This is a genomic window from Pseudoalteromonas sp. SIMBA_162, assembly GCF_046535955.1.
In the GTDB taxonomy this organism is placed as follows: Bacteria; Pseudomonadota; Gammaproteobacteria; order Enterobacterales; family Alteromonadaceae; genus Pseudoalteromonas; species Pseudoalteromonas marina.
Genome location: NZ_JAWJBQ010000012.1, coordinates 37,862 through 64,306 on the forward strand (window position 1 = coordinate 37,862; position 26,445 = coordinate 64,306).

Here is a 26,445-nt window from a genome sequence, read left to right on the forward strand (position 1 = left end):
ACAATAACATCACACTTACTATAGCTAAGTTTACTCATAAAGCAGTGCGGCATAATGTCGCAGGTGATGAATATTCACTATCACCCTTAATTCGTCGCTTTAATAATCAAAGATTGCTAACTTATAGACCTTATTTTTTTACAGACGACCCCCATGATCTGGATCTTTTTCACTTTTTTAGCCGCTTTTATGCAAGCATGGCGAAATGCCCTGCAAAGTAAATTAAGCGCACATGCAAGTGTGGCTGGCGTAACGCTTTCACGCTTTATTTTAGCCGGCCCCATTGCTGCAGTGTATTTGTACGGCTTGTATCAATATCAAGATACCGCCATGCCTACCTTTAATAATGCCTTTTGGGGGTTTGTTATTGGCGCAAGTGTTATGCAAATACTTGCCACGGGTTTAATGGTAAAGCTATTTAAAATGAATAATTACGCCATAGGTGCAGGCCTTGCCAAAAGTGAAGCCTTAGTAGCGGCTATTTTAGGGGTATTGTTTTTTGGCTCTGCGCTTAGCCTTCTTGGCTGGCTGGGTGTATTTTTAGGTGCTATTGCGGTGCTTTTACTTAGCGGTATAACCAGCGTAAAACAGTTTGATGCTAAAACAGCGTTACTTGGCCTTGCCTGTGGTACCAGCTTTGCCCTTACATCGCTGTGGGTGCGTGAAGCGAGTTTAAATTCAGGGTTATTATTTCCGCACTCGGCTGCATGGGTTTTACTATTTGTAATAAGCCTACAAACACTTATATTACTTGGCTATTTATTACTAAAAGAGCCACACACAGTTGGCAAACTTTGGCAATATAAAGGCATTACTGCCGCAATTAGTGTTTTTAGTTGTGTAGGCTCTATTGGCTGGTTTAGTGCAATGAGTTTACAGCATGTGGCGTATGTTAAAACGCTTGGTCAGGTAGAGGTATTTTTTACCATGCTAATTGCCGTTCTTTGGTTAAAACAACCGCTTAAAAAGCAAGATACCGCGGGCTTAATACTTATAGCCATCGCCGCTATTTTGGTGATGTTACCACTATAAATAAAAAAGGGTTTTAATTGAAAATAATACTACTACCGGGGCTTGATGGAACAGGAATGCTTTTTAAAGGAATACTCGAAGTACTTCCTAAGGCTTTAAATATTCAAGTGTTTTGTTTAGATGAACTCGAAGGCGATAGCTATGCTAAAAAAGCACAATACCTAGCTGAACATTTGCAAAGTACTGAATTATTTATCGTAGCGGAGTCATACTCTGGGCCAATAGCATATGAGCTATGTAATATATTGGGTAGTAATGTAAAGCAGATTGTATTTCTGGCAAGCTTTATTTCGGCGCCTAGTTCATTATCTCGGTGTGCCCATCTAATCCCTACATTTGCTTTGCAGGCATCAGAATTAAATATGTGGTTATTAAATAAAATAGGATTTGCAGGTGCGGGAAGTGACAGTCAAATTCTAGATGTATTTAAATCAATTAGCTTCGCAAATAAAGCTAAACTAAAAAATAGATTACAGAACATATCTCGATTACGTAAACCTCAAAACCCACACGCTACACCTGTGGTGTATATTAAGCCTACAAACGACATATTAGTTAATAACCGTGCTGTTGATGAGGTTAAAAGCGTATTTAATAATACAAAGGTAATCACAATATCCGGTGGGCATTTTATTGCTCAGACAAACCCTATTAAATGTGCTGACATTATAAAAAAAGAGATATATGAGAATAAATGACTCAATATTTTTAATTTAAATAAAACGGCGCTAGTGAAATCAGGCGCCGCCATAAAATATAAATTAAGAGCTGATTTTTAGCGTTATCACACCGCAAATGATCATAAGCACACCCGCAATACGGCCAAACGTGGCTGCATCACCGTAAAGTAATATACCCACTAAAAACGTACCTGCAGCACCTATTCCGGTCCATACGGCGTAGGAAGTCCCCATTGATATTTGTTTTTGTGCAAGCCACAACATAAAACCACTGGCTGTTAAAAATGCAATGGCCATTACTATACCCTGCCAGCGTGTGTCGGGATTTTGTGAAATTTTTAAACCAATTGGCCAGCCTATTTCAAGCAAACCGGCAATCACTAAATAAACCCACGCCATTAAACATCTCTCTTTTTCAAAATTACGTCGTATAAATCTTCGCGGCGATCTTTTAAATTACGCACTGTCCCTTCGCTATGAAGAATTTTTAGCTTATCCATATCAAGGTCGCTAAATAATAACATTTCGGTATTAGGTGTGGCTTCATTTAATGTTGCATCGTGCGGGAACGAAAAGTCAGATGGCGTTAGTACTGCCGATTGCGAGTACTGTACGTCTAGGCTTTCTACTTGCGGTAAGTTACCCACTGAACCTGCAATAACCACATAACATTCGTTTTCGATTGCCCGCGCTTGTGCACAATGGCGAACCCGTAAATAACTATTTTTAGTATCGGTCCAAAACGGCACAAACAGTATATCAAGCCCTTGCTTAGCTAATATGCGTGAAAGCTCTGGGAACTCTACATCGTAACAAATTTGAATACCTACGCGCCCAGCGTCGGTATCAAACACGGCAATTTTATCGCCGCCTTGAATAACCCAATCATTTTGTTCATGCGGGGTTATATGTATTTTGCGCTGCTCGTCTATTTTACCGCTACGGTGGCATAAATAACTTACGTTATAAATTTTGTCGTCTTCGGCAAGTGGCATAGAGCCAGTAATAATATTGGCGTTATATTCTATTGCCATACGCGACATGGCGTTTTTAAATGTTTCGGTGTATTCGGCTAAATAGCGGATTGCTTCAGTTTGATTGCTTTGCTCGGTTAATCCCATCAGCGGCGCGTTAAAAAATTCAGGGAATAAAATAAAGTCACTTTTGTAATCAGATACCGTATCTACAAAGTACTCTACCTGCTTGAGCATTTCTTCAACCGACTCAACACAACGCATTTGCCACTGCACTGCCCCTACTCGTACTATCGATTTAGTCGATTCGAGTACGGTGTCGGTTGGCTCGTACATTATGTTATTCCACTCAAGTAAGGTGGCGTAACCTACAGACTCTTGATCCTCTGGTAGGTACTTTTTTAATAATCGCTTTACCTGAAAGTCATTAGAAAGCTGAAAGCTTAAAATTGGGTCATAAAGCTCTTTTTGGTCAACCTTTTCAATGTATTCCATTGGCGTCATTTCACTGCTGTGATTGTAATAACGCGGAATACGGCCACCCGCTAAAATAGCGCGTAAGTTATATTGGCGGCACAATTCTTTACGGGCATCATAAAGGCGACGCCCTAAACGCATACCTCGGTGAGTTTCGCTAATAGCAACATCCAAACCGTATAGCGCATCGCCATCGGTATCGCTAAATACACGGTCATGGCCGTCAGCAATGTCTTCGTAGGTATGCGGATTTGAAAAGCGGGCGTAGTCTACTTGCACACTGAGTGCTAACCCCACCAGCACGCCGTCATCTACTATGCCTATTTGCCCTTCTGGAAACTGATCGATTAATCTAAAAATGGTATGGCTTGGCCATGCGCCACCTAAGTCTGGGTAAGCTTGATCCATTAGCGTTTTTATTTGTGGGTACTGCTCTTTGGTCAAGTTACAAATTTCTAGGTGGGTTTTTTCTGCCGACATACACAACTCCTTGGGGCATGGGAACAAAAAAGCTGAACAAATGCTCAGCTTAATAAACTATATTATGCGTGCTAACTCACTTTGCAAGTTACTTTAAGCTACGATAAAACAATGTGGTTACTCGCTCTTTTGGTAGCCATTTTGCATATTTAAGACCCAGCTCTGATAGTGGGTCGGCGTCAAGTACTTGCTGCAAACTTGCATCGTTTTGCATTGCCTTAAGCATAACATCTTTGGCTTTTTGCACCAGCTTACGATACGTTATCAGCCCTGAACGGTCACTTACTGGACCATGCCCCGGAATAACTTGTGTATTATCGTCAATTTGGTTAATAACATCGTCAACCGCAGCTAATACTCCATCAACACTGCCGCCACTATCTACATCAACAAACGGTAAGCTACCAAAATTAAAATAAATATCACCCATGTGAACTATGTTGTCGTTACTAAAAAAGATAACTGAGTCACCATCGGTATGGGCATGTTTGTAATGCACAACATGTGCGTGTTCGTTATTAAAATGAAGTTTTAAATCGTGACCAAAACTAATACGAGGTAAAAATTTAGAACCCTCACCATGCTTTTCTTTCAAACGCTTATGAACATTGTCGTGCGCAATGACATGTGCACCTGCTTTAGCAAAATTTTCATTGCCGCCGGTATGGTCGCCATGGTGATGGGTATTAATTACAAATTCGGCGCTACCAGGCTTTAAGTCGCTGATGGTTTTTTTTATATCATCTGAGAGCTTAGCAAACTGATCGTCAATAATATAAATGCCGTCATCACCCACACTTGCAGCAATGTTGCCACCTTGTCCAAATAGTACATAGACACTTTCACTTAATTTTTCTGCGGTAACGGGGTTATCGTCTGCATGAGCCGATGCGCTCAGTAGTAAACCTGTTATTAACGCGGGTAGTAATTTTTTCATTTTAGTTCTCCATTGTTAGAGTTATATAGAACGTGATTACTTACATTTTGGCTCACACTACTTTGGTGAGATAACGATTTGATGCATTAGCGTTTGTGGTAATAGCGCAGTTTGCTTCCCTTCAATATAGTCGCTAAAACCAGCTCTATAAAACTCTGATAGCGGGTGACCCGATTGGCCACCCGGCACGCTTAAAATAGCCTGTTCTAAATGCCCTGGTTGAGCAATAAAACGTTGTGATGCACCAAAACTCCGCCCCTGTACCGCAGGCATATAGGAGTCACCAAATCCTGCAGCGGTTGGCATATTAAGTAATTTTGCCAATAAAGGGATTTGTTTTGCAAAAGGATGCTCGATTACCAGCTCATTTACTTTACCCCACTGCCACTGTTTTATATTAGTGCCAAATTGCTCACTCAATTTATTTACAGTGTGATCAAAAGCGCCCGCTAATTGTTCGTCCCAACTATTAAATTGAGGGTTAATCCAAGATGCAGGTTTATTATTAATAAGTTGCCACAGCGCAGGCTCCAACCCACGCTTGATAGGCTTAAGTGTGCCCTCATACTCATTAAGAGTGACTTCAATATGGTTAAACACAAGGTTAATAACTTCGTCTCGATAGCGTTTAACCAGGGTATAGCCTACCGAAGAAGCGCATGCGCATTGCTGCCAGTTTTCAAGCTCTGTGATGTACTGCGCATTTTTAACCTCATTGGTTTTTAACTGCTTGAGTAACAACTCATGCCATGGCATTAAAAAGCGGGCTTGGTTATCAAGCTGTAGTGCGTAAAAGTCGCTCTCGGCAAAGGTTTGTTTTTCAAATAAACGGTCACGAATTTGGCTTGAACGTGCACCTAATGCGTAGCCGCCATTACCAAAACGTGCATTGTCGCTGGCAGATACAACCCGAGAGTTTCCTGTCCATAATCGCCCGCTGGGTGGGTTTTTAACAAATGGACGATTAATTTCGTTTTGCTCAAAAAGTGCAGAGTAGTGCTGTGCATTTACACTTAACTCACTGGCATTTGTACGCGCCGGAATACCGCCTATATTTTTCCATGCCGCATTACCTAGGCTATCAACAACCATTAAATTCTGTACAGGTATACCCACATTACTTGCAAGGGCGAGCGCATCGTCCACAGTATCTGCTTGCTCAAGCTTTAATAGCTGCATGTTGACCGCATAAGGTTGATGCGCCGCCCAACTAAGTGCATAAGGCTTTTCGTTAATGTATTTTACTGGGCCGTATTCGCTCATTATTAGCGAGTAAGTTTCAACGCCTCCTTCAGGTAATAAAATAGGCTCATCAACAAGCCATGTTTTGCTATCGCTATTTAGCTCAATCCAATCGGCAGTATCTAAATAACCGTTAGTGAAACCCCATGCAATTTTATTATTAGTTCCCACTACAATGGCAGGAGTGCCAGGAAGTGATACGCCTGTTATTTGAGATTGTTTACCATTTTGTGTGTAATTAAGTTGCGCTCTGTACCAAATAACTGGCACCGCCATTGATAAGTGCATATCGTCAGACACCATACCAGCACCTGTTTTTGTAAGCTCTCCGGTAACGGCCCAATTGTTACTACCAAGCTCTGGAGGGGCTTCAATGTGGCTTGCAACATGAGTCGTTTGCGATGTAAGAATGGGTAATTCACCTGCAAATGGGGCTAATTTACTACCATCAAGCGCAGCTTGGTATCGGCTAGGTTGCGTTAAAAAATCAACCATATTTTTACTGTATATTTGCTCTAATTGAATCAAAGTTTGATCGCGATTAAATGTCATACTTTGTAAATCTAAGTACATGCTAAAAATCACTAATAAGCTGTCTTCGCTTTGCCACGGTTTTTGAGTTGCGCCGGTAAGTATATATTCAAAGCTTGCATACCCTACTTGGGCTAAACCTTCGTTTACGCCTTGAGCATAACTTTTTAACAGCTGTTTATCGCGCTCTGGTAAGGTATTTAAAATAGCGAGGCTACGTTTTCGTAGTTGATGAAAACGCATTTTTTTATCAAGCTCAACAGCGGCTTTACCAAATAATTCACTTAGCTCTCCTGCAGCATTACGCCTAAGTAGGTCCATTTGAAAAAATCGGTCCTGTCCGTGCGCATACCCTAAGCCATAAGCGGCATCGTTACGACTTTTAGCGTTGATAACAGCTTGGCCCAATGTATCACGGGAAATTTTAACGGGGTCATTCACTGCCATACTGCGCCCGTTGCCATCAAGTGCAGGTAAACTTAAGCTAAGTACCCCATACACAACAGCGGTGCCACTCAGCCCTAAAATTACAATTAATAACAACAAGCGTTTGATTAGTTTATACATTGAGTTGCCCTTCCACCCTTTGCGTTGCTTATATAATAACCACAGATTTATTAAATAATCATGATCTTGCTCGCAAAGGATGAAATAAACATCAAAATCCACGATAATGTCACTTCCACACATCGTGCAGAACTAGTTGAGATCAATATGACTGAAAAAACGTTTATCAAAGGTAAAGACCGCGATTTAGAATCGTCAATCTCTACCATGCAAAACAAGCTTAAAGCCCTAAATATTAATGTTGAAGAGGCGCTTTGGCTTAAACCTGTAGCTAACTGTTATTCGGTTCATATAAAAGATAGCGACTGCGGTGTTATGTTTACTAATGGTAAAGGTGCAACTGATAAAGCATCTATTGCTTCTGCACTTGGTGAATATTTTGAGCGTTTAAGCTGTAACTACTTTTTTGCTGACTTTTACCTAGGTGAAGAATTTGCCAACGGCGAGTTTACTCATTACCCAAACGAAAAATGGTTTAAAGTTGAAGGTGAAGAAGTGCCTGAGGGCATAATGGATGAAAGCCTGTGGGATTACTTTGATCCAGAGCGCGAACTTAATGCATCACACCTTTTTGATTTTAACTCTGGTAATAACGAGCGCGGCATTTGTACATTGCCATACACGCGCCAACGCGATAACCAAGACGTGTACATTCCAGTAAACGTGATTGGTAATATTTTTGTATCTAACGGTATGAGCGCAGGTAACACCAAGTTTGAAGCGCGAGTTCAGGGCTTGTCTGAAGTATTTGAACGCGCAATAAAAAACCGTATTATTGCTGAAGGCATTTGTTTACCAATCGTGCCTGAAGAGGTTGTTAAGCAGTACCCACAAATTCACGAAGCATGTGAAGAACTGCGTAGCCATGGTTTTCATTTACGTATTGCCGATGCATCACTAGGCGGTAAATACCCAGTAATGAGCGTAACGCTGATTAACCCAACAGATGGCTCTGTATTTGCCTCGTTTGGTGCTCACCCTTCATTTGAAGTAGCCCTTGAGCGTACGGTTACCGAACTTTTACAAGGTCGCCGCCTTGATCAGCTTGATGTGTTCCAACCAGCTACATTTGATAACGACGAAGTAGCAACGCCTGAAAACATTGAACTGCACTTTATTGATTCTAGCGGTTTAATATCGCATGACTTTTTCCGTGCAACGCCTGATTTTGACTTTGTACACTGGGACTTCAGCGGTACAACAGAGCAAGAATATAACTTCTGTACAGATTTAATTCATAGCATGAACCACGACATTTACATTATGGATTACACGCACTTAAACGTGTATGCATGTCGAATTTTAGTACCGGGCATGTCAGACATTTACCCAGTAGATGAGCTGATTTGGCGTAACAACAACGAAGGCGCTAAATTCCGTGAAGCATTCCTATCGCTTGATCAGTACGATGCTGAGCAATGGATGGACATTTACGATAGCTTAGAAGAAGCCGGCCACAGCGATATTATTCGCGCAGCAGAGTTTATTGGCCTTGCAACCGATGCCGATACACCTTGGCATACGCTACGTATTGGTGAGCTTAAAGCGCACCTATGTTTAGCCGCAGGCAGCGAAGAAGCCATTGATTGGGTTGATTGGATACTGCATACAGGCCAAGTAAACGAAGAGGCAATGCGCCATTTCCGCTGCTTAAAAGCCATTCTTGAAATTAAATACGATGACGAGCGTGAATACGCCGACTACCAAGATGCACTGGGTTTAATGTTTGGTAGCGACAACGTAGCGCTTGCAATTGAAATTGCTGAAGGCCGTACATTATTTAATGGTTTAACCTTCCCAGGTTTATCGCTTGAAGGCTTTAAAAAGCATGCAGCGCTACTTGATGGCTACCGCAAGTTACATGTAGCTAAGCAAAATCATTGGGCGCGTGAAGTAAGCGACTCATAGTTTTAAAATGCTATCTATAGAAATAAAATGGCGCTTATGCATAAGCGTCATTTTAATTTGTACAATAAATAGCTATAGTGGAATAGCCTAAATTCAAGCCAATAGTAGCTAATGCCACCAACTAACAATAAAAAAGCAAGTGCGCACAACTATAACCGAACTTTTTGGTTATCGATGACACTACTACTGCTTATTAGTGTTGTACTAGAGCGCATTAATTACACTCGCGTGAAAGACGCTCATCGCCTTCAAATCCTCTCCGATGTAAGCACCTATAGAGCACAACTAGAAGCCATTTTAATTTCTAACATTCAGTTAGTACGCGGCTTAGGCGTGGCTGTTTCTGCAGAGCCTAACTTAAATCAAGAACGCTTTGCACAAATTGCAGCCCCCCTTTTTAATACATCAAAAGAGCTTAGAAATATTGGCGGTGCACCCAATATGATTATTAAAATGACTTACCCGCTTGAAGGAAATGAAGCGGCTCTGGGCCTCAACTTGCTGGCGAATAAAAATCAACGCGCTGACGCTATTAAAGCGCGAGACACCAACACAATTATAATGGCTGGCCCGTTAACGCTAGTGCAAGGAGGTGAGGCACTCATAGCGCGTGTGCCAGTCTATACCCCGCCTGATAAAAATTTTTGGGGATTACTCTCTGTTGTTCTAGATATTAATAAAATTTATAAAAACGCCGGAATTTTAGATCTTAAAGAAAAATATAACGTTGCACTCCAAGGCAGAAATGGGCTGGGCGATAAAGGCGAGTTTTTTTTTGGTGACGCCGCAATATTAAATCAAGATCCCCTCGCATTTTCGTTAAACTTTCAAGGCGGAAGCTGGCAGTTATACGTTGCACCCAAGCAGGGCTGGAGCCCACCCAACTCAGCAGTTTGGCCATTACGTTTAGCAATAATTATTATTTGTGCGTTACTTACATGGGCATTTTTGTTCTTTTTAAAAATGCTTGACCGCCAGCAAAAAAACGAAAGAATGCTAGAAACCATGAGCGATTTGGCGCAAATAGGTGCGTGGTCGTTTAATTTAGAAACTAAGCAAGTTTATTGGTCAGATATGACTAAAAAACTGTTTAAATACCCACTCAATACCCAGCCACAATGGCCTGAAGATTTAAGCTACTTTAAAGAGGGCGAAAGCAGAGAAACGATCAAACCTCTACTCGAACGTGCTATTAAATATGGCCATAGTTATGAAGTTGAACTAGAGGTAATAAACGGTGAAGGGGAAGCGGTATGGGTACTTGTTAACGCAGAAGCTGAACATAAAAATGGTCGATGTGTGCGTATTTTTGGTTCGCTACAAAATATTGATACCCGTAAAAAAATTGAATTAGAAAACAGCTTTACAGCGCTGCACAATGAAACGTTAGCCTCATTAACAGTTAATAAGCTCATTTTAAACGGTAAACTTAGCCAATCAAAAGACATACTCACTGAGGCTATTTGCCATGCTTTAAAAATTGAGCGTGCCAGCATTCGTTTTTATAACGAAGACCAAACACAGTTAATACCGTTTGCACTCCATAGCGAATTAACACAGGCCGAGAGCGTTGAACTAACTTGGCTTAGAAAACACCTTCCTGACTTTTTTAATATGCTTGATCACCAAGCTGTTTTTAATATTCCCGACGTTATTCATAATTCAGCGCTATCTCCTTTGTCGTCATATTACTTATTGCCATTGGGAATAAAATCGATGCTGTGCGTAACAATCCCTGCCGGCAACGGAGTATTAGGAATAATATGTGCTGAGCAATGCAAAACCACACGCTTGTGGACAAAAAACGAAGAAAGTTTTTTAATCACAGTGGCTACGCTTATAGGCAGTTTACATTCAAGCCAGCAACGCATAGAAGCAGAACAAGAATTAGTAGAAGCTAAGGAATTAGCCGAACAAGCGGTGGCAGCAAAAAGTGAATTTTTAGCAACTATGAGCCACGAAATTCGCACTCCTATGAATGGGGTGCTAGGCATGCTAAATATAATTAAGCAAACAAAGTTAGATCAACAACAAGCACATCATATAGAGCTTGCGCAATCATCTGCCGAATCATTGCTTAATATTATTAATGACATATTAGACTTCTCTAAAATGGAAGCGGGTAAACTTAATATTGATAGTATTCAATTTAATCTCCCAAAATTATTAGGTGAAGTGGTTGAATCGTTTGCACTAAAAGTAGAGCAAAACAATACAAAACTAATTTTAGACGCAACCCAAATTACAGTAAGTGAAATAATTAGTGATCCGAATAGGCTTAGGCAAATTCTTAATAACCTGATTGGCAATGCTGTTAAATTTACTAAAAACGGTGACGTTATTATTATAGCCAGAGTGGACGACTCCACCGATGGCTCCTTTTTAGAGTGCTCAGTAATTGATACTGGTATTGGAATTAATAAAAACCAGCATACATCATTATTTAATTCATTTACACAGGCCGACACTTCAACTACGCGCCAGTTTGGCGGTACAGGCCTTGGGCTAACGATAGTAAAACAACTATGTGAATTAATGGGCGGAAGCGTCAGTGTCAACAGTGTTGAAGGCGAAGGCAGTACGTTTTCATTTAGTGTAAAAATACAGCCTAGATTAAGTAAAGAGCAAGATTTACCAAGCCATCTAATAAACAACAAACGTATTTTAATTATTGATGAGTGCCACTTAAATACCAGTATAGCCACTAAACAGCTGACAATTTGGGGGGGCCATGTGGAGTTTATTAATGACTATAATGAGGTGCTGATACACTTAGAAGAGATGGCTCGTTCATACGATGCAATTTTAGTTGATTATCACTTTTTTTCTGTTGCTGCAAAAACGCAAACAACCGCCTTACAAAACTTTATTAAAAAGTTTAAATGTAAATCAGTAATTATGGCGCCAATGAGTTATTCACAAAAAGAATCAACGCTTAAAATGAATGTCGACTGCATGATTTTTAAACCTCTTACGCCATCAGATCTGTTTGATTCACTCACTAATGAAAAATTTTTAGAGCAGCAATTAAATCAGGCGCAACTCACTAATACACTTACAAAAGCACCTATTAAAGATTCATCAGAGCCCGTTTTATTGTTAGTAGAAGACAATAAAATAAATCAAGTTGTGGCCTCTGCATTGTTAAAAGAGGCCGGGGTGATCTTTGATATTGCTGAAAATGGTGAGCAAGCAATTAGCAAACTAAACGCCAAACAAAATAACCCGTATAAACTTATTTTAATGGATTGCCAAATGCCAATAATGGATGGTTATCAAGCCACGCAGGCAATCAGACAAGGCGGAGCAGGTGAAAAATATAATGCTGTATCAATTATTGCTTTAACGGCTAATGCCATGCAAGGCGATAGAGAAAAATGTATTGCTGCGGGCATGGACGATTACTTAACTAAGCCGCTTGATATGGCCGCCTTAAAACCCAAGTTGCAGCACTGGCTTGGCAGTTAAATAAGGCTTACCACTAATTAGCATTAACAATTAATATTTTTAAGGGTACTTATGCAGTTATCACCACACCAACAACGTGTTATTGGTTGTCTCCTAGAAAAACAAAGCACTACACCAGAGCATTATCCTTTGTCACTGAATGGGTTAACCAATGCATGTAATCAAAAATCGAATCGCGATCCTGTTCTTAATTTAACCGAAAGTGATGTGCAAGTTGCGCTAGATGAACTTAGTGACATGCGCCTAGTTACTGTTGATGAAGCACTTTCGGGGCGAGTAAATAAATACGACCACCGCTTTTGTAATACCGAATTTAGTAGCTTACAGTTTTCAGCACAACAACGTGCCATTATTTGCCTATTGCTGTTACGCGGCGCCCAAACACCCGGTGAATTAAGAACACGCAGCGCTCGTCTCGCTGATTTTAATAATGTAGATGAAGTTGAAAATGCGCTAAATAAATTAATTGAAAATGAGCAAGTTGCAAAGTTACCGCGCGAAGCCGGTAAACGTGAAAGCCGATATATTCATTTATTTGGTGAACAACCAATTACGCCTGATAGCGATACCATTAATTTACCCAGCGAAGCCATTAAAGATAAAGAGCTAAACGATTTATTACGCGAAGTAGAAGAGCTAAAAGCAGAACTTAACCAGATAAAAGCACATTTAGGGCTTTAAATAAGTAAAACTAAATCACATAATAAGTTTATTGCGTATCACATTTAAAATCTTACAAGGAGCCGGCAATGCGCGCCGAAATAATGGCTGAAATGAAAGTTCAGCCAACCATTGATGTAAACGCTGAGATCTCTCGTCGAGTTAACTTTATAAAAGCACGTTTAGCTGCAGCCCACTCACGCTCGCTTGTGCTTGGTATTAGTGGCGGGGTTGATTCTTCAACTTGCGGCCGTTTATGCCAATTAGCTGTTAACGAATTAAATAAAGAACACAGCACCAACAAATATCAATTTATTGCTGTGCGCCTACCTTACGGCGTGCAAGCTGATGAAGACGAAGCACAAATGGCGGTAGATTTTATTCAGCCAAGTAAGCGTATGACCGTTAATATTCAGCCTGCTGCTGATGCGTTACATGAGCAAGTGTTAATCGCAATGACTAGCAGCGGTGACGTATTACCAGAGCAAGCTCAAATAGATTTTATTAAAGGTAACGTTAAAGCACGCCAACGTATGGTTTCTCAATACGAAATTGCTGGTTTTAGCCAAGGCTTAGTTGTAGGTACCGATCATAGCGCAGAAAACATTACAGGCTTTTACACTAAATTTGGCGATGGTGCATGTGATTTAGCGCCTCTTTTTGGTTTATCTAAGCGCCAAGTTCGCGCACTAGCGACTGCCCTAGGTGCGCCAGCAGTGCTTGTTGAAAAAGCCCCTACAGCCGATTTAGAAAGCGACCGACCGGGCCTCACCGATGAAGAAGCGCTCGGTTTAAGTTACAATCAAATTGATGATTTTTTAGAGGGCAAACCTGTCTCTGAAGAGGTGGAGAAAAAGTTAATCGGTATATATCTGCGCACGCAACATAAACGCCAGCCAATACCAACAATTTACGATTGATATAAGTGATATAAAAAGCAATTAACAGCATCTAGTTTAATTGCTTTTTTGATCGCCCTATTCAAATATTACGTACACATTGCACTTAACGTACTAATATTTATTAAAAACTTGCCAAAGAGAACACTGCATTATATGACATCGCCTATTTTAATTACTGGCGCAGGCCAACGAATCGGCCTAGCCCTTGCTCAGCATTACTTAACCCAAGGGCAAAAAGTGATTATTACTTATCGTACTCGCCATGATGCCGTAGAAAAACTAGCGCAGCAGGGAGTGACTTGTATCCATGCCGATTTCAGTACTGATGCGGGAATTAATGAGTTTATTAATACGTTGAAGGCTCATACCCAATCTTTAAAGGCTATTATACACAATGCGTCTAGCTGGGATTGTGAAGCAAATAACCCAGACCACGCCAAGCTTTTTGATAACATGATGCGCATTCATGCCAAAACACCCTACTTAATTAATATGCAGTGCGCTGACTTACTTTTAGCGTACCAGCAAGCTAGCGGTACTGCGGCAGATATTGTACACCTTACTGACTATATAGTTGAAACAGGAAGCCCTAAGCATTTGGCATATGCGGCAAGCAAGGGCGCACTTGATAATCTAACAAAATCGTTTAGTGCTAAATACGCACCAAATATAAAAGTAAATGCGGTTGCGCCTTCGCTTATTATTTTTAACGAGCACGACGACGAACAATACCGCGCTAAAACACTCAAAAAATCATTGATGGGCATCGAACCTGGGTGCCAAGAAATTATAAACAGCATTGATTTACTATTACAAAGTCAGTACATAACAGGGCGCTCTATCCCTGTTGATGGCGGACGTCATTTAAAGTAAAAAACACTGAGACACCTATGCATAACGAATTAAAAGACAGCTACCAAAAAATTATAACCGCCGTAGGCGAAGACGCTGAACGCGAAGGTTTATTAGACACACCAAAACGTGCTGCAAAAGCAATGGAATACCTGACACAAGGGTATCGCCAAACGCTTGATGAAATTACTAATAATGCCGTATTTACCTCTGATGCAGACGACATGGTACTTGTGCAAAATATAGAACTTTACTCTATGTGTGAGCATCATTTGCTACCATTTATTGGCCGCTGCCATATTGCTTATATTCCAAACGGCAAGGTGCTGGGGTTATCTAAATTTGCGCGTATTGTTGATATGTTTTCGCGTCGTTTTCAAATACAAGAACAGTTAACGCATCAAATTGCCAAAGCCGTTGAAGAAGTGACTGGCGCAAAAGGTGTAGGCGTTATTGTTGAAGCTAAGCACATGTGTATGATGATGCGCGGTGTAGAAAAGCAAAACTCAAGCATGCGTACATCAGTAATGCTGGGTAACTTTAGAAGCGACCCTAAAACACGCAACGAATTTTTGCAGCTTATTAAAGGGTAATCTATGGCCAACGCAATTATTAATGTTACTAACTTACGCTTACGTACATTTATTGGTTTTAATCCTGAAGAGCGTGAAAAAAAGCAAGACGTAGTGATCAACCTTGAGATTCACTACCCTGCCGACAACGCATGTAAAACCGATGAAGTAGACCAAGCACTTAACTATAAAGTGATCACCAAAGAGGTGATTAGTTTAGTTGAGCAAGGACACTTTTTATTACTAGAAAAGCTAGTCGCTGAAATTCTTGCTGTTTGTCATTCACACCCGAGTGTAAATTATGCCAAAGCCCGTGTAGATAAACCGCATGCGCTTCGCTTTGCTGACTCTGTATCGTTAACACTTGATTGGACAAAGTAGTGTGCGTATAGCTTAAATAAGAGCTTCGACTCCCACGGCAAGGGCAATAACCGCTAAATAGCGTGCGCCTTTGCCAAGTGTTACTAAAAGTAAAAACACGCTAAACCTCACTTTAAAAATACCGCCAATAACTGTTAATGGGTCGCCAACAACAGGCAGCCATGCAAACAATAGGCTATATACGCCATATTTATTAAACTGATTTTGTGCCTTTTCAAGCCCTTGTTCTGATACCGGAAACCACTTTTTATGTTTAAAACGTAAAACTTGCGTGCCTAACCAATAGTTAACACAGCTTCCCAATACATTACCTAGTGTTGCTACCAACCATAAAAGCCAAAGGTTAACTTGGCTTTGTGTGATCATTCCCACCATGATCACCTCTGAAGAACTCGGCAATAGCGTAGCTGAAATAAATGCGCTTAAAAACAGCGTTAGATAAAGCATAATAACCTTGCGGGAAAAGGTAAAACCCCAGCCTAAGGCTAGGGTCGGTTTATACAAATAATTGAGCGCTTATTTTATCAAATTTAAACTCAGTGGATAATTAAACTCTTTACCTTCATTGGCTTTAATACTCGCTAAAACCACCATAATAAAAGAAAAGATAGCCACAATAGGTAATAAAATTACACCGATCACAACAAACATCAATACAAAACAAATTATATAGGCAATTGCCATGGTTATCTGAAAATTAAGCGCTTTTTTACCGTGCTCATTGACCATTTGCATTTCATCTTTTTTAATTAACCAAATAATTAATGGTCCTATGATTGAACCAAACGGCACAATAAATCCAGCAAACGCGCTTAAATGGCACAACATTGCCCATGTGCGCTCATCTTTATTTACTACTTTAACCTGTTGATTTTCTTCCATAACACAATCCTTTAATTTTTATAATGCGGTTTAATTATACACAGGTCTATAAATTTTCTGGCGTATTTATTTACAAAAATCACAACCTACATTCCTGTGATAAAAAAGTGATAAGTTTGTGAGAGTTTCTGGAGACGATTGTTCAATACTTATCTCGAATCATCACTTACAGGAAATAAAAAATGAAAGCTTCAACTTTTACACTTGCAACTCTTTTAGCGGTAGCTAGCCAGTCAACCATGGCTGCAGAGTTAGACTTAACAATAACCAACCTAACCCAAGGCATTCACTTCACTCCGCTACTCGTTACAGCACACAACAGTGAAGATAAGCTTTTTGAAGTTGCAACTGAAGCTTCTACCGCATTACAAACAATGGCTGAAGGCGGCAACATTGCTGAGCTAATGGCACAAGCCACTGCAGCAGGTAGCGATATGGCTGCAAACCCAGCAGAAGGTCTATTAGCACCATCGTCATCAACCATGACAACACTAATGACGACAGACGGTAACGATTACTTATCAGTGACCGCTATGTTACTACCTACAAACGATGGCTTTGTTGGCCTTGATAGCTGGAAAATACCAACCGAAGCCGGTACCTACACAGTTTATTTAAATGCATACGATGCGGGCACTGAGCAAAATAATGAGCTAGTGGTTGAAGGTTCTGGAGCACCTGGTACACCAGGTATTCCTGCAGCACCAGGTGGTGATGCGGGTACAGGTGGCGCAGGCTTAACAAGCACCGATAGCAACATTAATGTGCATATTCATCCTGGTACACTAGGTGACGACGACTTAACCGCTGGTAATAGTGATTTAAGCAACACGGTTCACAGATGGTTAAACCCTGTAGCTAAGCTAACCGTTACGGTTAAGTAGGAGCGTAATCATGGTATCTTTAAATAACTTTAAAAAAAGCATCGTGGTTGTTGCACTTGCAGCTTCACTTGCAGCCTGTGGCGACAACGACAGTAACGATCCTGTTCAAGTTGTCACACCACCGACTCCTGAGCCTGTAAGCTATACATTTGATGTAACCGTCAGTAATTTAACCGCAGGGCAGCCACTATCGCCTATTGCCGTTATTGCACATACAGAAGGCACACTTTGGCAAATTGGCAGTGCGGCATCGGTTGCATTAGAAACCATGGCTGAAGGAGGCGACAACAGCCAACTACTTGCATTAGAAAACGCCATTGCCAACGCATCAAGCGAAGGCCCTGTTGGACCTGGTGCTAATACCACGATCACATTAACCACGGACTCACTTGAAGCACTTAAGCTGTCGCTTGCCACTATGATGGTGAATACGAATGATGGATTTACCGGTCTTAGTGCTTTAGACGTATCTTCATTAGCCGTGGGCGACTCTTTAACTCGCACCACAGTTGCTTACGATGCAGGTACTGAAGCAAATACAGAAGCAGCTGGTACGATACCCGGTCCTGCTGATGGCGGAGAAGGTTTTAATGAAGCCCGTGATGATGTTAATTTTGTAGCAAGGCACCCAGGTGTAGTTACAAATGAAGATGGCTTATCTAGTTCAGTACTTAGCCCTGAACATAAGTTTGATAACCCATTAGCAAAAGTAGTTATTACCCGCACTCAGTAATTCGTTTATCAGTATTGACCTTGATATACCAGCTTGTAATGGGGAAGTAGGGGCGCATGGAAGCCCCCTTTTTTTACGAGGATAAACAATGCGTCATGAAAAATTACTCATAGTTGAAGACGACAGAGAAATTGGTAAATTAATTACCACACAGCTTACATCGCTAAATTTACATGTGGATCATGTGATCAGTGCTGAACTGGCTCTAAAAAAAATTGCCAAGCATCCGTACGGGCTTATTTTACTGGATATAAACCTGCCGCAAATGGATGGATTAAGTTTATGTCGTAAAATAAAAGAGCACTATCCAACGACCTCCGTTATTTTACTCACCGCACTAAGTAGTGACATGGATAGGGTTATTGGCCTAGAAATGGGCGCAGACGACTATATTTGTAAACCCTTTTTTGCACGTGAACTACAAGCCAGAGTAAAAACCCAACTTCGACACAGAGCACAGTTACTCGCCAGCCAAAATACCGATGAACCCTCTGTTGCAAGTGAACAAACCCTTAAAGTTGGCTCATTAAACATTGAGTTTGACTCTCATCAAGTGTACTTGGCCGAACAGGCAATTAACCTAACTGCCACCGAGTTTGATTTGCTGGTGTATTTTGCACGCCACCCTAACCATGTATTTAGTCGCCAACAACTACTTGATAAAGTCTGGGGCTACCAACATAGCGGTTACGAACATACTGTTAATTCACATATTAATCGGTTGCGCGCAAAGCTTGAATTGCATCAATCGACACCTATTATAGAAACCGTTTGGGGTGTGGGATACAAACTCAATCCAAGCCAACTTAATTAAGATTTTATTATGAGACTTTCTTTGTACCAAAAATTAGCAGTGTCGTTAGCCGTCATTTTTTGTTTTATTTGCGCGCTGGTTTATAGCTGGAGTAAACAACTAGAACTCAACTCTAAACACCATGGAGAACAAAATTTACATTTAGCGCTAGCTGAGCATTTAGTACAAGATAACCCATTGATAAAAGAAGGCGTATACGATTACGAAGCCCTTGAAAACCTATTTCATACCTTAATGTTACTCGGCCCCGCCTTTGAATTTTACTTTGTAGACGAAAACGGAAAAATATTAACTTACTCCGCAGAACCCGGAAAAGTGAAGCGTACACATATTAATTTAACGCCATTAAAGCACCTTATAGCTAACCCAAGTGCTACACCAGTTTATGGCGACAACCCAAGAAACCCTGATCAACAAAAAATATTTTCTGTGGCGCCTGTTTTTAATAACAACACATTGCAAGGGTATTTATATGTGATTATTGGTGGTGAGGCATACGACACCTCTCTTAATCATATAAAAAGTAACGACTCGTTATTATTGGCTGCCATATGGCTAGGCTCAGCACTCGTTTTTTTATTTATTGCGATGCTTATTCTACTGCGATTTTTTACAAACCCTATTCAACGCCTTGCAAAAGATGTAAGCAAAATAGAGGCTGCAAACTACAGCCTAAACGACACAAAACTGAGTATTTATTCAACTCAAAAAAGTAATGAAGTCCATAGCTTAAGCCGAACTATTCAAGCAATGCTCACACGTATAAATGAGCAATTTAAAGCACTAGAGCAAGGCGATAAACAACGCAAAGAGCTACTTACTCACTTATCTCATGACTTACGTACGCCACTGGCTTCGTTACAAGGTTTTTTAGAGGTGTTAAATCAGTCAGGTGACAAACTAAGTGCGCAAGAGCAGCAAGAGTACTTGCAAGTATCACTAAATAACTGTGGTCAACTTAAGCAACTAATAGAGCAAATTTTTGAACTCGCACACCTCGAAAATGGCGAAATAAGCATCAACAAAGAAACATTTAACCTAGGTGAACTTATTTACGATTGTATTGCTAAGTTTAGTTTGGCCGTAGAGAAAAAAGGCATTAATTTATCGGTTGAGCCAGAAATTTGTGACTTTCCTGTCATTGCCGACATAGCCAAACTTGAGCGTGTTTTAAGTAACTTAATCGATAACGCCATTAGGCATACCCCGCGTGACGGCAGTATTGCTGTGCGTGTAAAACGCGGTGATGACAATCAATTATTTGTGCAGGTTTCTGATACCGGCGTGGGTATTAAACACGAAGAGTTAAATGCCATTTTTGATCCTCATTACCAAGCTAGTAATTCTAACAAAGCCGGCCGACAACAAGGTGGTTTGGGCCTTGCTATTTGCCGCGGGCTATTAAAACTCATGGACAGTGAAATAAATGTACAAAGTGAACTAGGCAAAGGCACTATGTTTAGCTTTAATTTGCCACAAAAAAAAGCGTAACTTAACGTTACGCCTTAGCTCATTACTTAGTTGAATTGTGGGACCGCTGACCTTTGCAAATTAAATAAACAGCCCCTAGGGTTTGTTATTTTTTTATACCCGCTAAATCAAGCATAAATGCATAATTTAACGCGGCATCTTCTAGGCGCTTAAATCGCCCTGATGCCCCGCCATGTCCGGCTTCCATATCTATTTTAAATAATAGTTTATTATCATCTGTTTTGTAGTCACGCAGCTTAGCAACCCATTTTGCTGGCTCAAAATATTGAACTTGTGAATCGTGTAAGCCTGTAGTAACTAACATATTAGGGTAGTCTTGCTTACTGACCTGATCGTACGGTGAATAAGACAACATATAATCGTAATATTCTTTCTCGTTAGGGTTACCCCACTCGCCATACTCGTTAGTTGTAAGCGGAATCGTTTCATCTAGCATAGTAGTAACCACATCAACAAACGCAACCTGTGCAACCATGCCTTTATAAAGCTCAGGCGCTTGGTTTGCCACTGCACCCATTAATAGTCCACCCGCACTGCCGCCTTGTGCAAATATGTTGTCTTTTGCACCATACTTTTGCTCAACTAATGACTTAGTTACATCTACAAAGTCGTTAAACGTGTTCTTTTTGGTAAGTAGCTTACCCGCTTCGTACCACGGGCGACCTAACATTTGCGAACCACGTACATGGGCAATTGCAAATACAAAACCGCGGTCAAGCAACGTTAATCGTGCAGAAGAAAAGCTCGGATCCATTGTTGCGCCATACGAACCATAACCGTATTGCAATAATGGGTTAGTGCCATCTTTTTTAAATAACTCTTTTCGATACACCAAACTCACCGGTACTTCTACGCCATCGCGTGCTGTTACAAAAATACGTTCTGAGGCATAGTTGTCTGCGTTAAAGTCACCTAATACTGTTTGTTGTTTTAATAATGTTTTTTCGCCAGTGGCCAAATTAACATCATAAGATGAACCCGGCGTCGTCATACTGGTGTAGTAAACACGCAGCGTATCGCTGTCTAATTCATTATTACCGTACGCATTAATTGTATATGCACTGTCGTTAAAGCTAAGTGGTAACTCTTTGCCCGATGTTAAATTACGCGCAATCAGTGTTGATTGGCCCATTTCGCGTTGTTGGTATACTAAGTAGTCATCAAACAACTCAACACCTTCGAGTTTAATACCCTCGCGCGCAGGGATCACGCTTTGCCAATTTGCTTTATCACCGGCTTTATCAATATCTACTTTCATAAGCTGAAAGTTAACGGCATTTAAATTAGTAACAATGTAATAAGTATTGCCTAATTTGGAAATGCTGTATTCAAGGTTGGCTTCACGTTCAATTAAGCGCTTAGGCTTAGCGTTTACATCATTTGCATTAAGTACTGACAAACCCGATGCATCAGTACTGCTATGCCAAATATAAATTTCTGAGCCGTCTTTGCTCTTGCTCATACCTGTGTAATAGCTTGTGTCTGTTTCTTCGTAAACAAGCTCGTCATCGCTTTGTGGTGTACCAAGCGTATGACGATAAACCTGATACCCGAGTAAGGTTTGCGCGTCTTTTTTGATGTAATAGACTGTTTTATTGTCGTTCGCCCACACAACATAACCACTGGTGCCTTCAAGCGTGTCGTCTAATAATTTACCAGTGCTTAAATCCTTAATTTTTATGTCGTAAACACGGCGACTCACCGTATCTTCACCATACGCCATTAAGTTGTCATTTGGGCTGACATTTAGGCCACTCACCGCAAAATAGTCATGACCTTTAGCCAATTCATTTACGTCTAAAATAACTTCCTGATCGGTGCCTGTAAAATCACTACTGCGCAAGTAAGTAGTGTACTCATTATCGCCGCGAGTTTGCGACGAGTAATAGTACTGGCCGTCTTTTACCGGAACAGAGTCATCATCTTTTTGGATTCGCCCTTTAAGCTCTTCAAATAAACTACTTTGTAATTTTTTAGTATGCGCAAGCATAGCGTCAGAATACGCATTTTCGGCTTCTAAATAGTTAATGATCTCAGGTGCTTTTCGCTCGTCATCTCTGAGCCAGTAGTAATTATCGATACGTGTATCGCCATGAATGGTCATTTCATGGGGTACTTTTTTAGCAATTGGTGCTACTGCTGTTACAGCTTGAGCTGACTCAACTTGAACCGTATTTTTTTGAGTTTCTTCGGGGGCTTTATTACACCCGCTTAAAATAGCAAGCGAGAGTGCAGCAAGTGCAAAGGGAGTACGTGTCATGAGGCAAAGTCCTTATTATTTTTGTTACCTAAATATACCTAAAATTAATACCTTTTGTGATTTAGTTTGTGAAGCTATGTAAAAACGTTAGTATAAATTTTTACTAAGATAGTGTTCATAAGTTACTCTGTTATTACACAGTTTCCTTGGGCTTTATTAATTAAGGTTTTTAATGAATAACGACGTAATCAATATATTAACGATGGCTAAAGTCATACAAACAGCCGTAGCACCTGTATTTTTAATAACGGGCATTGCTGCAACACTCGGCGTTTTATCAAACCGCTTGGCTCGTATTACAGACCGCGCTCGTCAATTAGAACGAAAATTAAAAGTAAGTACAGATGAAGATTTTAATAAGTCGCTTGCAACTGAGCTTCGTGCGTTATTAAAACGCTCCCGTTGTATACACATAGCCTTTAGTTTAAGTGTTTTGAGCGCTTTGCTTGTATGCGCAGTGGTTATGCTGTTATTTTTGTCGCACATTCAATCCATAAATTTAGGGGTTACCATCGCCAGCTGTTTTGTAGCTGCTATGGCATTATTAATATGTGCATTTATGTCATTACTTGGTGAGGTATTCTTAGCGACTCGGAGTATGCGCCGCGGGATGATATTTGCCGATATTGATATGAACGATTAATAAAAAGCCCCGCGTACCTTTAATTACGCGGGGCTTTAAATAATTTATTTAAAATAAATTATTGCGCAGTGTAGATAGTTTCTAACACTTCAATTCTAGCTTCTTTTGAAAAACCAGATGCTTTAAGTTGCTCTGAAGCCACTAAAATATCTTGTCCATCATTTACAGCCATAACCGCAATCTTAGTGCCTGGGAAAACAGATACTACTTTTAAGCCCGTTGCTGATGCAATATCACTTGCAGTTTTACCGTCTTTTAATAGAACAGTAATGTTTCCTGATAGTGTGCTTAAGTTATTAGTCAGAATATTGCGAACTAAAGAGCCTTTAGTAACTAATTCTGACTCAGTAGCAACATTAACAACTGACATTTCACCTTTCTTCATTACTACATGTTCTTCTGCAGCAACACTTGATGGCACTAAACGTAAGCTTTTCTCTACTTTATAAGAACCAAAGTCAGCTTTATCAAATTTTAAGCTGGCAACCTGCTTTTTAGGTAATTCAAGCTCTTTATCAAAGCTAGTGTTTGCTGTTGCGCTTAATGAGATACACGCGGCAGCACTTAATACGATTAATTTATTAACTTTCATTTTTATAATCCTTACTCTTGACCTGCGTGACCGAATGCACGAAGAGATACACCTTCAAGAACACTCGCTGAGCTATTATTGCTTATACCAATTGCACGTAAACCGTTATTGCCACCGTCACTCAATGCAAAGCTATCTGCACTTGTATCTAGTAAGCGGATTTTCCAAGTACCTTTAGTAGACTCGCCGTAGAAAGCATTTGAAAGCATAACTGCGTCTTTCAATACATAGCCTACGCTCCAGCCATTAGTAAAGCTATATGCCGGGTAAAACAGTGCTTGTTTAGATGACAATAACACACTACGCGTACCCGCTGGTGATGTAACTTCAATTGCTAAATCATTACCAGCAGATGTTTGTGTACCATCGCTAAAACCAAAGCCCATTTCAGGGTTGCTTACATCAAACTTAAACTGCATTGCTTCAATATTAAGCTCTTCAGTTACTTCAATTTCTTGTGTTAAACCCGTTGCATTGTTATCTGGGATTTCAAGTGTAAGTGCATCTTCAGCAACTACTGAACCCACACCATTCCACTCGGTGATTACTTGCTCACCTAAGTTAGCATCGTATGCTTTTGCCATTGCAACTGCAGCACCTGCATCAGCACGACCAAAACCGTACAAGTTATTGAAGTTGTAACCAGCAGCATTTTCTACCCAACCGTCATGAGCAACAAACTCACCTTCACCTACAGTTAAATTAACAGCTTCGTTATCTGCATCAATTAATGTACTGGTTGATGCTAAAACGTGACGCACATCACGCCAAGTTAGTTCAGGGTTAGCAGAAAGAATTAACGATACTACACCTGATGCATTTGGCGCAGCAGACGATGTACCATTAAATGTCGATGTGTAGTTACAACTTGCATTGTCTTCATGGCCTGGGTAGTTAAATGGATATTGGCTTGCAGCAAACTCTTCACCATATAACTCTGAAAAATTAGTGATAGACCTACCATTAAAGCCTGAATAACCATTAATACAAGTCATCTGGTCTGTTGTAACCATCGCTGGTGCCCAACGACCGTATTCACCTGCTGGCGCTGAAACCATTAAGTTAGCACCTGCGGTTGAGTAGCTAGTATGCTTACCGTTTGCATTTACAGCTGCAATACTTAAGTAATAAGGGTGGCCTTGGCTTGGCTCAAACGCACCGTTATAACAAGTTAACCCTAATGCATTAGCGCCGTTATCTTCACACAATGAACCTTCGTTACCACCGTCAACAAAAGAGTTACCACTCGATTTCATGTTTAGTGCACCTTTACCATCACGAAGGTAAAGATTTGGGTAAGACTCTATTGTTTCATCAAGCTCTGAATAAGCAATAAATGTCGGGAATGTAATACCGTAGCTACGGTTAAACGCCGAAATGCTCTCAGACGTGCTAATACCACTGCCAGGGAAACCGTGTGCAAGTAAATCAGTTTGCGCTACTTTTTCACCACCAAGGTAGTTCATACCAATTAGGCCAGTATCTGGTGCAACACCACGGCCGCCTTTACCATTCCAACCTTTTGCAGCAATTAAGCCTGCAACACTAGTCCCATGGTCACCGCTGTTAGATGTGCTTGTAGGGTCAGTACGGTCTAACGTTTCTGCGTCTAGGTTTAAAGAACGGTTAGGTAATACGTTATCGATTAAATCTTCGTGGCGAATTTCCATACCCGAGTCAACAACAACAGCAGTTACGCCCGCACCTGTAACACCTTGCGCATAAGCAGCTGCTACATTCATATCTTCGCCAACAACTAGCTCTTCAGCTTCAGCTACAGCAAAGTCTTCATCAAAACGTGCTTGTGCATCTTCTTCAGTAAAACCAAGTAGATTAACATATAAATCAATAAGGCCTTGCTTCATCTCATCGCTTAATGCGTAAGCTTTTTGGCCTGTATTGTTCAAGTGCCATTGTTGGTTTGCTAGTGGGTCACCAATAGTGCCTGAAACCATAATTTGTGCAGACGCTGTTTTACCATTTGCAGTCACTGTGTAATCGATTACTGCGTCTTCAGTTGTGGCTGGCACATAAGTAAATGACGTACCATCAACTGTTAATGCACCATGACTAAACATGAACACACCGTCTTCAGCTACTACTGCTTCACCGTTTTCAGTGAAGCTGAATGATAATGTATCACCATCAAGGTCACTTGCATTAAACTCGGCTGTTACAGGGATCCATTGTTTTTGATCACTAACAGCAACATCGCTCGCTTTAGGTGCTACATCCAATACTTGTGGTACTGAGTTTTTATTATCGCTATCACTGCCACATCCAGCTAGTGATACCACTATTGCAGCAGATAATGCTGACATTTTGAAAATATTGTTTTTCATAAATTCTCTTCGTTAGTTGTTTTTATGATGTAATCAAAGTACACAACCGTTCAGCAAATAACAACGCATCATTTACACTCGTTAACAATAAATATGGCACTTGTAACAAGCTGGTAATGAGCATTTGTTTAGCTTACTTAA

General features: G+C 40.6%; 23 protein-coding genes. 14 read left to right on the top strand and 9 right to left on the bottom strand.

All coding sequences use genetic code 11. The features are described from left to right. Nucleotides 1-153 precede the first annotated feature (153 nt). Nucleotides 154-1,032: a multidrug transporter gene (locus R0J88_RS10460; protein ID WP_410899857.1), complete on the top strand. Its 879-nt coding sequence runs from the start codon at nt 154-156 to the stop codon at nt 1,030-1,032. A 17-nt stretch (nt 1,033-1,049) separates the two neighbouring features. Then, nucleotides 1,050-1,730, top strand: a complete 681-nt coding sequence (locus tag R0J88_RS10465) for a hypothetical protein (RefSeq protein WP_410899858.1) — start codon at nt 1,050-1,052, stop codon at nt 1,728-1,730. A gap of 63 nt (nt 1,731-1,793) precedes the next feature. Here R0J88_RS10465 and R0J88_RS10470 read toward each other — a convergent pair whose 3' ends face one another. The 4 genes from R0J88_RS10470 to R0J88_RS10485 form a co-directional block, all read right to left on the bottom strand. Continuing rightward, on the bottom strand, nt 1,794-2,111 hold the full coding sequence (locus R0J88_RS10470; protein WP_004588993.1) for a DMT family transporter: 318 nt from the start codon (nt 2,109-2,111) through the stop codon (nt 1,794-1,796). Next, nucleotides 2,111-3,643 (bottom strand): bifunctional GNAT family N-acetyltransferase/carbon-nitrogen hydrolase family protein, encoded by a 1,533-nt coding sequence (locus tag R0J88_RS10475; RefSeq protein ID WP_008129436.1) that lies wholly within the window; start codon nt 3,641-3,643, stop codon nt 2,111-2,113. The genes R0J88_RS10470 and R0J88_RS10475 overlap by 1 nt, the downstream gene beginning before the upstream one ends. Nucleotides 3,644-3,731: 88 nt before the next feature. Then, a complete protein-coding gene (locus tag R0J88_RS10480) occupies nt 3,732-4,580 on the bottom strand; it encodes an MBL fold metallo-hydrolase (RefSeq protein ID WP_006792482.1) in 849 nt (282 codons plus the stop codon). 57 nt (nt 4,581-4,637) lie between these two features. Beyond that, nucleotides 4,638-6,920, bottom strand: coding sequence for a penicillin acylase family protein (locus R0J88_RS10485; protein ID WP_410899859.1), 2,283 nt, complete (start codon nt 6,918-6,920; stop codon nt 4,638-4,640). Between the two features lie 147 nt (nt 6,921-7,067). On the opposite strand from R0J88_RS10485, the gene ycaO reads away from it, so the two are divergent. The 7 genes from ycaO to folX all read left to right on the top strand — a co-directional run bounded on the left by ycaO (nt 7,068) and on the right by folX (nt 15,663). Next, nucleotides 7,068-8,828, top strand: coding sequence for a 30S ribosomal protein S12 methylthiotransferase accessory factor YcaO (gene ycaO, locus R0J88_RS10490; RefSeq protein WP_410899860.1), 1,761 nt, complete (start codon nt 7,068-7,070; stop codon nt 8,826-8,828). Between the two features lie 111 nt (nt 8,829-8,939). Next, nucleotides 8,940-12,296: an ATP-binding protein gene (locus tag R0J88_RS10495; RefSeq protein ID WP_410899861.1), complete on the top strand. Its 3,357-nt coding sequence runs from the start codon at nt 8,940-8,942 to the stop codon at nt 12,294-12,296. 51 nt (nt 12,297-12,347) lie between these two features. Further along, nucleotides 12,348-12,977 (top strand): YceH family protein, encoded by a 630-nt coding sequence (locus R0J88_RS10500; protein WP_203985432.1) that lies wholly within the window; start codon nt 12,348-12,350, stop codon nt 12,975-12,977. A 68-nt stretch (nt 12,978-13,045) separates the two neighbouring features. Continuing rightward, nucleotides 13,046-13,876 (top strand): ammonia-dependent NAD(+) synthetase, encoded by an 831-nt coding sequence (gene nadE, locus R0J88_RS10505; protein WP_410899862.1) that lies wholly within the window; start codon nt 13,046-13,048, stop codon nt 13,874-13,876. 135 nt (nt 13,877-14,011) lie between these two features. After that, nucleotides 14,012-14,731 (top strand): dihydromonapterin reductase, encoded by a 720-nt coding sequence (gene folM / locus R0J88_RS10510; protein WP_410899863.1) that lies wholly within the window; start codon nt 14,012-14,014, stop codon nt 14,729-14,731. Nucleotides 14,732-14,748: 17 nt separating this feature from the next. Next, nucleotides 14,749-15,303 carry a GTP cyclohydrolase I FolE gene (gene folE, locus R0J88_RS10515; protein ID WP_006792489.1) on the top strand — a complete coding sequence of 185 codons (555 nt, stop codon included), beginning with the start codon at nt 14,749-14,751 and terminating at the stop codon, nt 15,301-15,303. 3 nt (nt 15,304-15,306) lie between these two features. After that, complete coding sequence (folX, locus tag R0J88_RS10520) at nt 15,307-15,663, top strand: dihydroneopterin triphosphate 2'-epimerase (protein WP_008129424.1); 357 nt, start codon at nt 15,307-15,309, stop codon at nt 15,661-15,663. Nucleotides 15,664-15,675: 12 nt separating this feature from the next. Here the strand turns inward: folX and R0J88_RS10525 are convergent, their stop codons facing one another. Both R0J88_RS10525 and R0J88_RS10530 read right to left on the bottom strand, forming a co-directional pair. Continuing rightward, nucleotides 15,676-16,110, bottom strand: coding sequence for a YqaA family protein (locus tag R0J88_RS10525; protein WP_006792491.1), 435 nt, complete (start codon nt 16,108-16,110; stop codon nt 15,676-15,678). Nucleotides 16,111-16,179: 69 nt separating this feature from the next. Continuing rightward, nucleotides 16,180-16,545: a DUF4870 domain-containing protein gene (locus tag R0J88_RS10530; protein ID WP_006792492.1), complete on the bottom strand. Its 366-nt coding sequence runs from the start codon at nt 16,543-16,545 to the stop codon at nt 16,180-16,182. A gap of 182 nt (nt 16,546-16,727) precedes the next feature. Here R0J88_RS10530 and R0J88_RS10535 point away from each other — a divergent pair, with 182 nt between their 5' ends. From R0J88_RS10535 to R0J88_RS10550, 4 genes are all read left to right on the top strand, one after another. Further along, nucleotides 16,728-17,429 carry a spondin domain-containing protein gene (locus tag R0J88_RS10535; protein WP_006792493.1) on the top strand — a complete coding sequence of 234 codons (702 nt, stop codon included), beginning with the start codon at nt 16,728-16,730 and terminating at the stop codon, nt 17,427-17,429. Between the two features lie 10 nt (nt 17,430-17,439). Further along, on the top strand, nt 17,440-18,162 hold the full coding sequence (locus R0J88_RS10540; protein WP_058551219.1) for a spondin domain-containing protein: 723 nt from the start codon (nt 17,440-17,442) through the stop codon (nt 18,160-18,162). An 88-nt stretch (nt 18,163-18,250) separates the two neighbouring features. Further along, nucleotides 18,251-18,976, top strand: coding sequence for a response regulator transcription factor (locus R0J88_RS10545; RefSeq protein WP_006792495.1), 726 nt, complete (start codon nt 18,251-18,253; stop codon nt 18,974-18,976). Between the two features lie 9 nt (nt 18,977-18,985). After that, nucleotides 18,986-20,467: a sensor histidine kinase gene (locus R0J88_RS10550; protein WP_243532075.1), complete on the top strand. Its 1,482-nt coding sequence runs from the start codon at nt 18,986-18,988 to the stop codon at nt 20,465-20,467. A gap of 85 nt (nt 20,468-20,552) precedes the next feature. Here the strand turns inward: R0J88_RS10550 and R0J88_RS10555 are convergent, their stop codons facing one another. Continuing rightward, nucleotides 20,553-22,727, bottom strand: coding sequence for a S9 family peptidase (locus R0J88_RS10555; protein ID WP_410899864.1), 2,175 nt, complete (start codon nt 22,725-22,727; stop codon nt 20,553-20,555). Between the two features lie 172 nt (nt 22,728-22,899). Between R0J88_RS10555 and R0J88_RS10560 the strand changes: the two genes are divergently transcribed. Then, nucleotides 22,900-23,370, top strand: coding sequence for a DUF2721 domain-containing protein (locus tag R0J88_RS10560; RefSeq protein WP_006792500.1), 471 nt, complete (start codon nt 22,900-22,902; stop codon nt 23,368-23,370). 58 nt (nt 23,371-23,428) lie between these two features. Here R0J88_RS10560 and R0J88_RS10565 read toward each other — a convergent pair whose 3' ends face one another. Both R0J88_RS10565 and R0J88_RS10570 read right to left on the bottom strand, forming a co-directional pair. Beyond that, the gene (locus R0J88_RS10565; protein ID WP_203985450.1) at nt 23,429-23,962 is read right to left on the bottom strand and encodes a S8 family serine peptidase; all 534 of its coding nucleotides are present in this window, start codon (nt 23,960-23,962) and stop codon (nt 23,429-23,431) included. Nucleotides 23,963-23,973: 11 nt separating this feature from the next. Beyond that, complete coding sequence (locus tag R0J88_RS10570; RefSeq protein ID WP_410899865.1) at nt 23,974-26,304, bottom strand: S8 family serine peptidase; 2,331 nt, start codon at nt 26,302-26,304, stop codon at nt 23,974-23,976. Nucleotides 26,305-26,445: the final 141 nt, after the last annotated feature.

Excerpts from the sequence above, each read along its gene's own strand:
- R0J88_RS10555 (WP_410899864.1), bottom strand. The coding sequence starts at position 22,727 with ATGACACGTACTCCCTTTGCACTTGCTGCACTCTCGCTTGCTATTTTA.
- R0J88_RS10495 (WP_410899861.1), top strand. The coding sequence starts at position 8,940 with ATGCCACCAACTAACAATAAAAAAGCAAGTGCGCACAACTATAACCGA.
- R0J88_RS10570 (WP_410899865.1), bottom strand. The coding sequence starts at position 26,304 with ATGAAAAACAATATTTTCAAAATGTCAGCATTATCTGCTGCAATAGTG.
- R0J88_RS10525 (WP_006792491.1), bottom strand. The coding sequence starts at position 16,110 with ATGCTTTATCTAACGCTGTTTTTAAGCGCATTTATTTCAGCTACGCTA.
- R0J88_RS10550 (WP_243532075.1), top strand. The coding sequence starts at position 18,986 with ATGAGACTTTCTTTGTACCAAAAATTAGCAGTGTCGTTAGCCGTCATT.
- R0J88_RS10470 (WP_004588993.1), bottom strand. The coding sequence starts at position 2,111 with ATGGCGTGGGTTTATTTAGTGATTGCCGGTTTGCTTGAAATAGGCTGG.
- R0J88_RS10485 (WP_410899859.1), bottom strand. The coding sequence starts at position 6,920 with ATGTATAAACTAATCAAACGCTTGTTGTTATTAATTGTAATTTTAGGG.
- R0J88_RS10535 (WP_006792493.1), top strand. The coding sequence starts at position 16,728 with ATGAAAGCTTCAACTTTTACACTTGCAACTCTTTTAGCGGTAGCTAGC.
- R0J88_RS10475 (WP_008129436.1), bottom strand. The coding sequence starts at position 3,643 with ATGTCGGCAGAAAAAACCCACCTAGAAATTTGTAACTTGACCAAAGAG.
- R0J88_RS10545 (WP_006792495.1), top strand. The coding sequence starts at position 18,251 with ATGCGTCATGAAAAATTACTCATAGTTGAAGACGACAGAGAAATTGGT.
- R0J88_RS10460 (WP_410899857.1), top strand. The coding sequence starts at position 154 with ATGATCTGGATCTTTTTCACTTTTTTAGCCGCTTTTATGCAAGCATGG.
- ycaO (WP_410899860.1), top strand. The coding sequence starts at position 7,068 with ATGACTGAAAAAACGTTTATCAAAGGTAAAGACCGCGATTTAGAATCG.
- R0J88_RS10480 (WP_006792482.1), bottom strand. The coding sequence starts at position 4,580 with ATGAAAAAATTACTACCCGCGTTAATAACAGGTTTACTACTGAGCGCA.
- R0J88_RS10565 (WP_203985450.1), bottom strand. The coding sequence starts at position 23,962 with ATGAAAGTTAATAAATTAATCGTATTAAGTGCTGCCGCGTGTATCTCA.
- R0J88_RS10540 (WP_058551219.1), top strand. The coding sequence starts at position 17,440 with ATGGTATCTTTAAATAACTTTAAAAAAAGCATCGTGGTTGTTGCACTT.
- R0J88_RS10560 (WP_006792500.1), top strand. The coding sequence starts at position 22,900 with ATGAATAACGACGTAATCAATATATTAACGATGGCTAAAGTCATACAA.
- folX (WP_008129424.1), top strand. The coding sequence starts at position 15,307 with ATGGCCAACGCAATTATTAATGTTACTAACTTACGCTTACGTACATTT.
- folM (WP_410899863.1), top strand. The coding sequence starts at position 14,012 with ATGACATCGCCTATTTTAATTACTGGCGCAGGCCAACGAATCGGCCTA.
- folE (WP_006792489.1), top strand. The coding sequence starts at position 14,749 with ATGCATAACGAATTAAAAGACAGCTACCAAAAAATTATAACCGCCGTA.
- nadE (WP_410899862.1), top strand. The coding sequence starts at position 13,046 with ATGCGCGCCGAAATAATGGCTGAAATGAAAGTTCAGCCAACCATTGAT.
- R0J88_RS10530 (WP_006792492.1), bottom strand. The coding sequence starts at position 16,545 with ATGGAAGAAAATCAACAGGTTAAAGTAGTAAATAAAGATGAGCGCACA.
- R0J88_RS10500 (WP_203985432.1), top strand. The coding sequence starts at position 12,348 with ATGCAGTTATCACCACACCAACAACGTGTTATTGGTTGTCTCCTAGAA.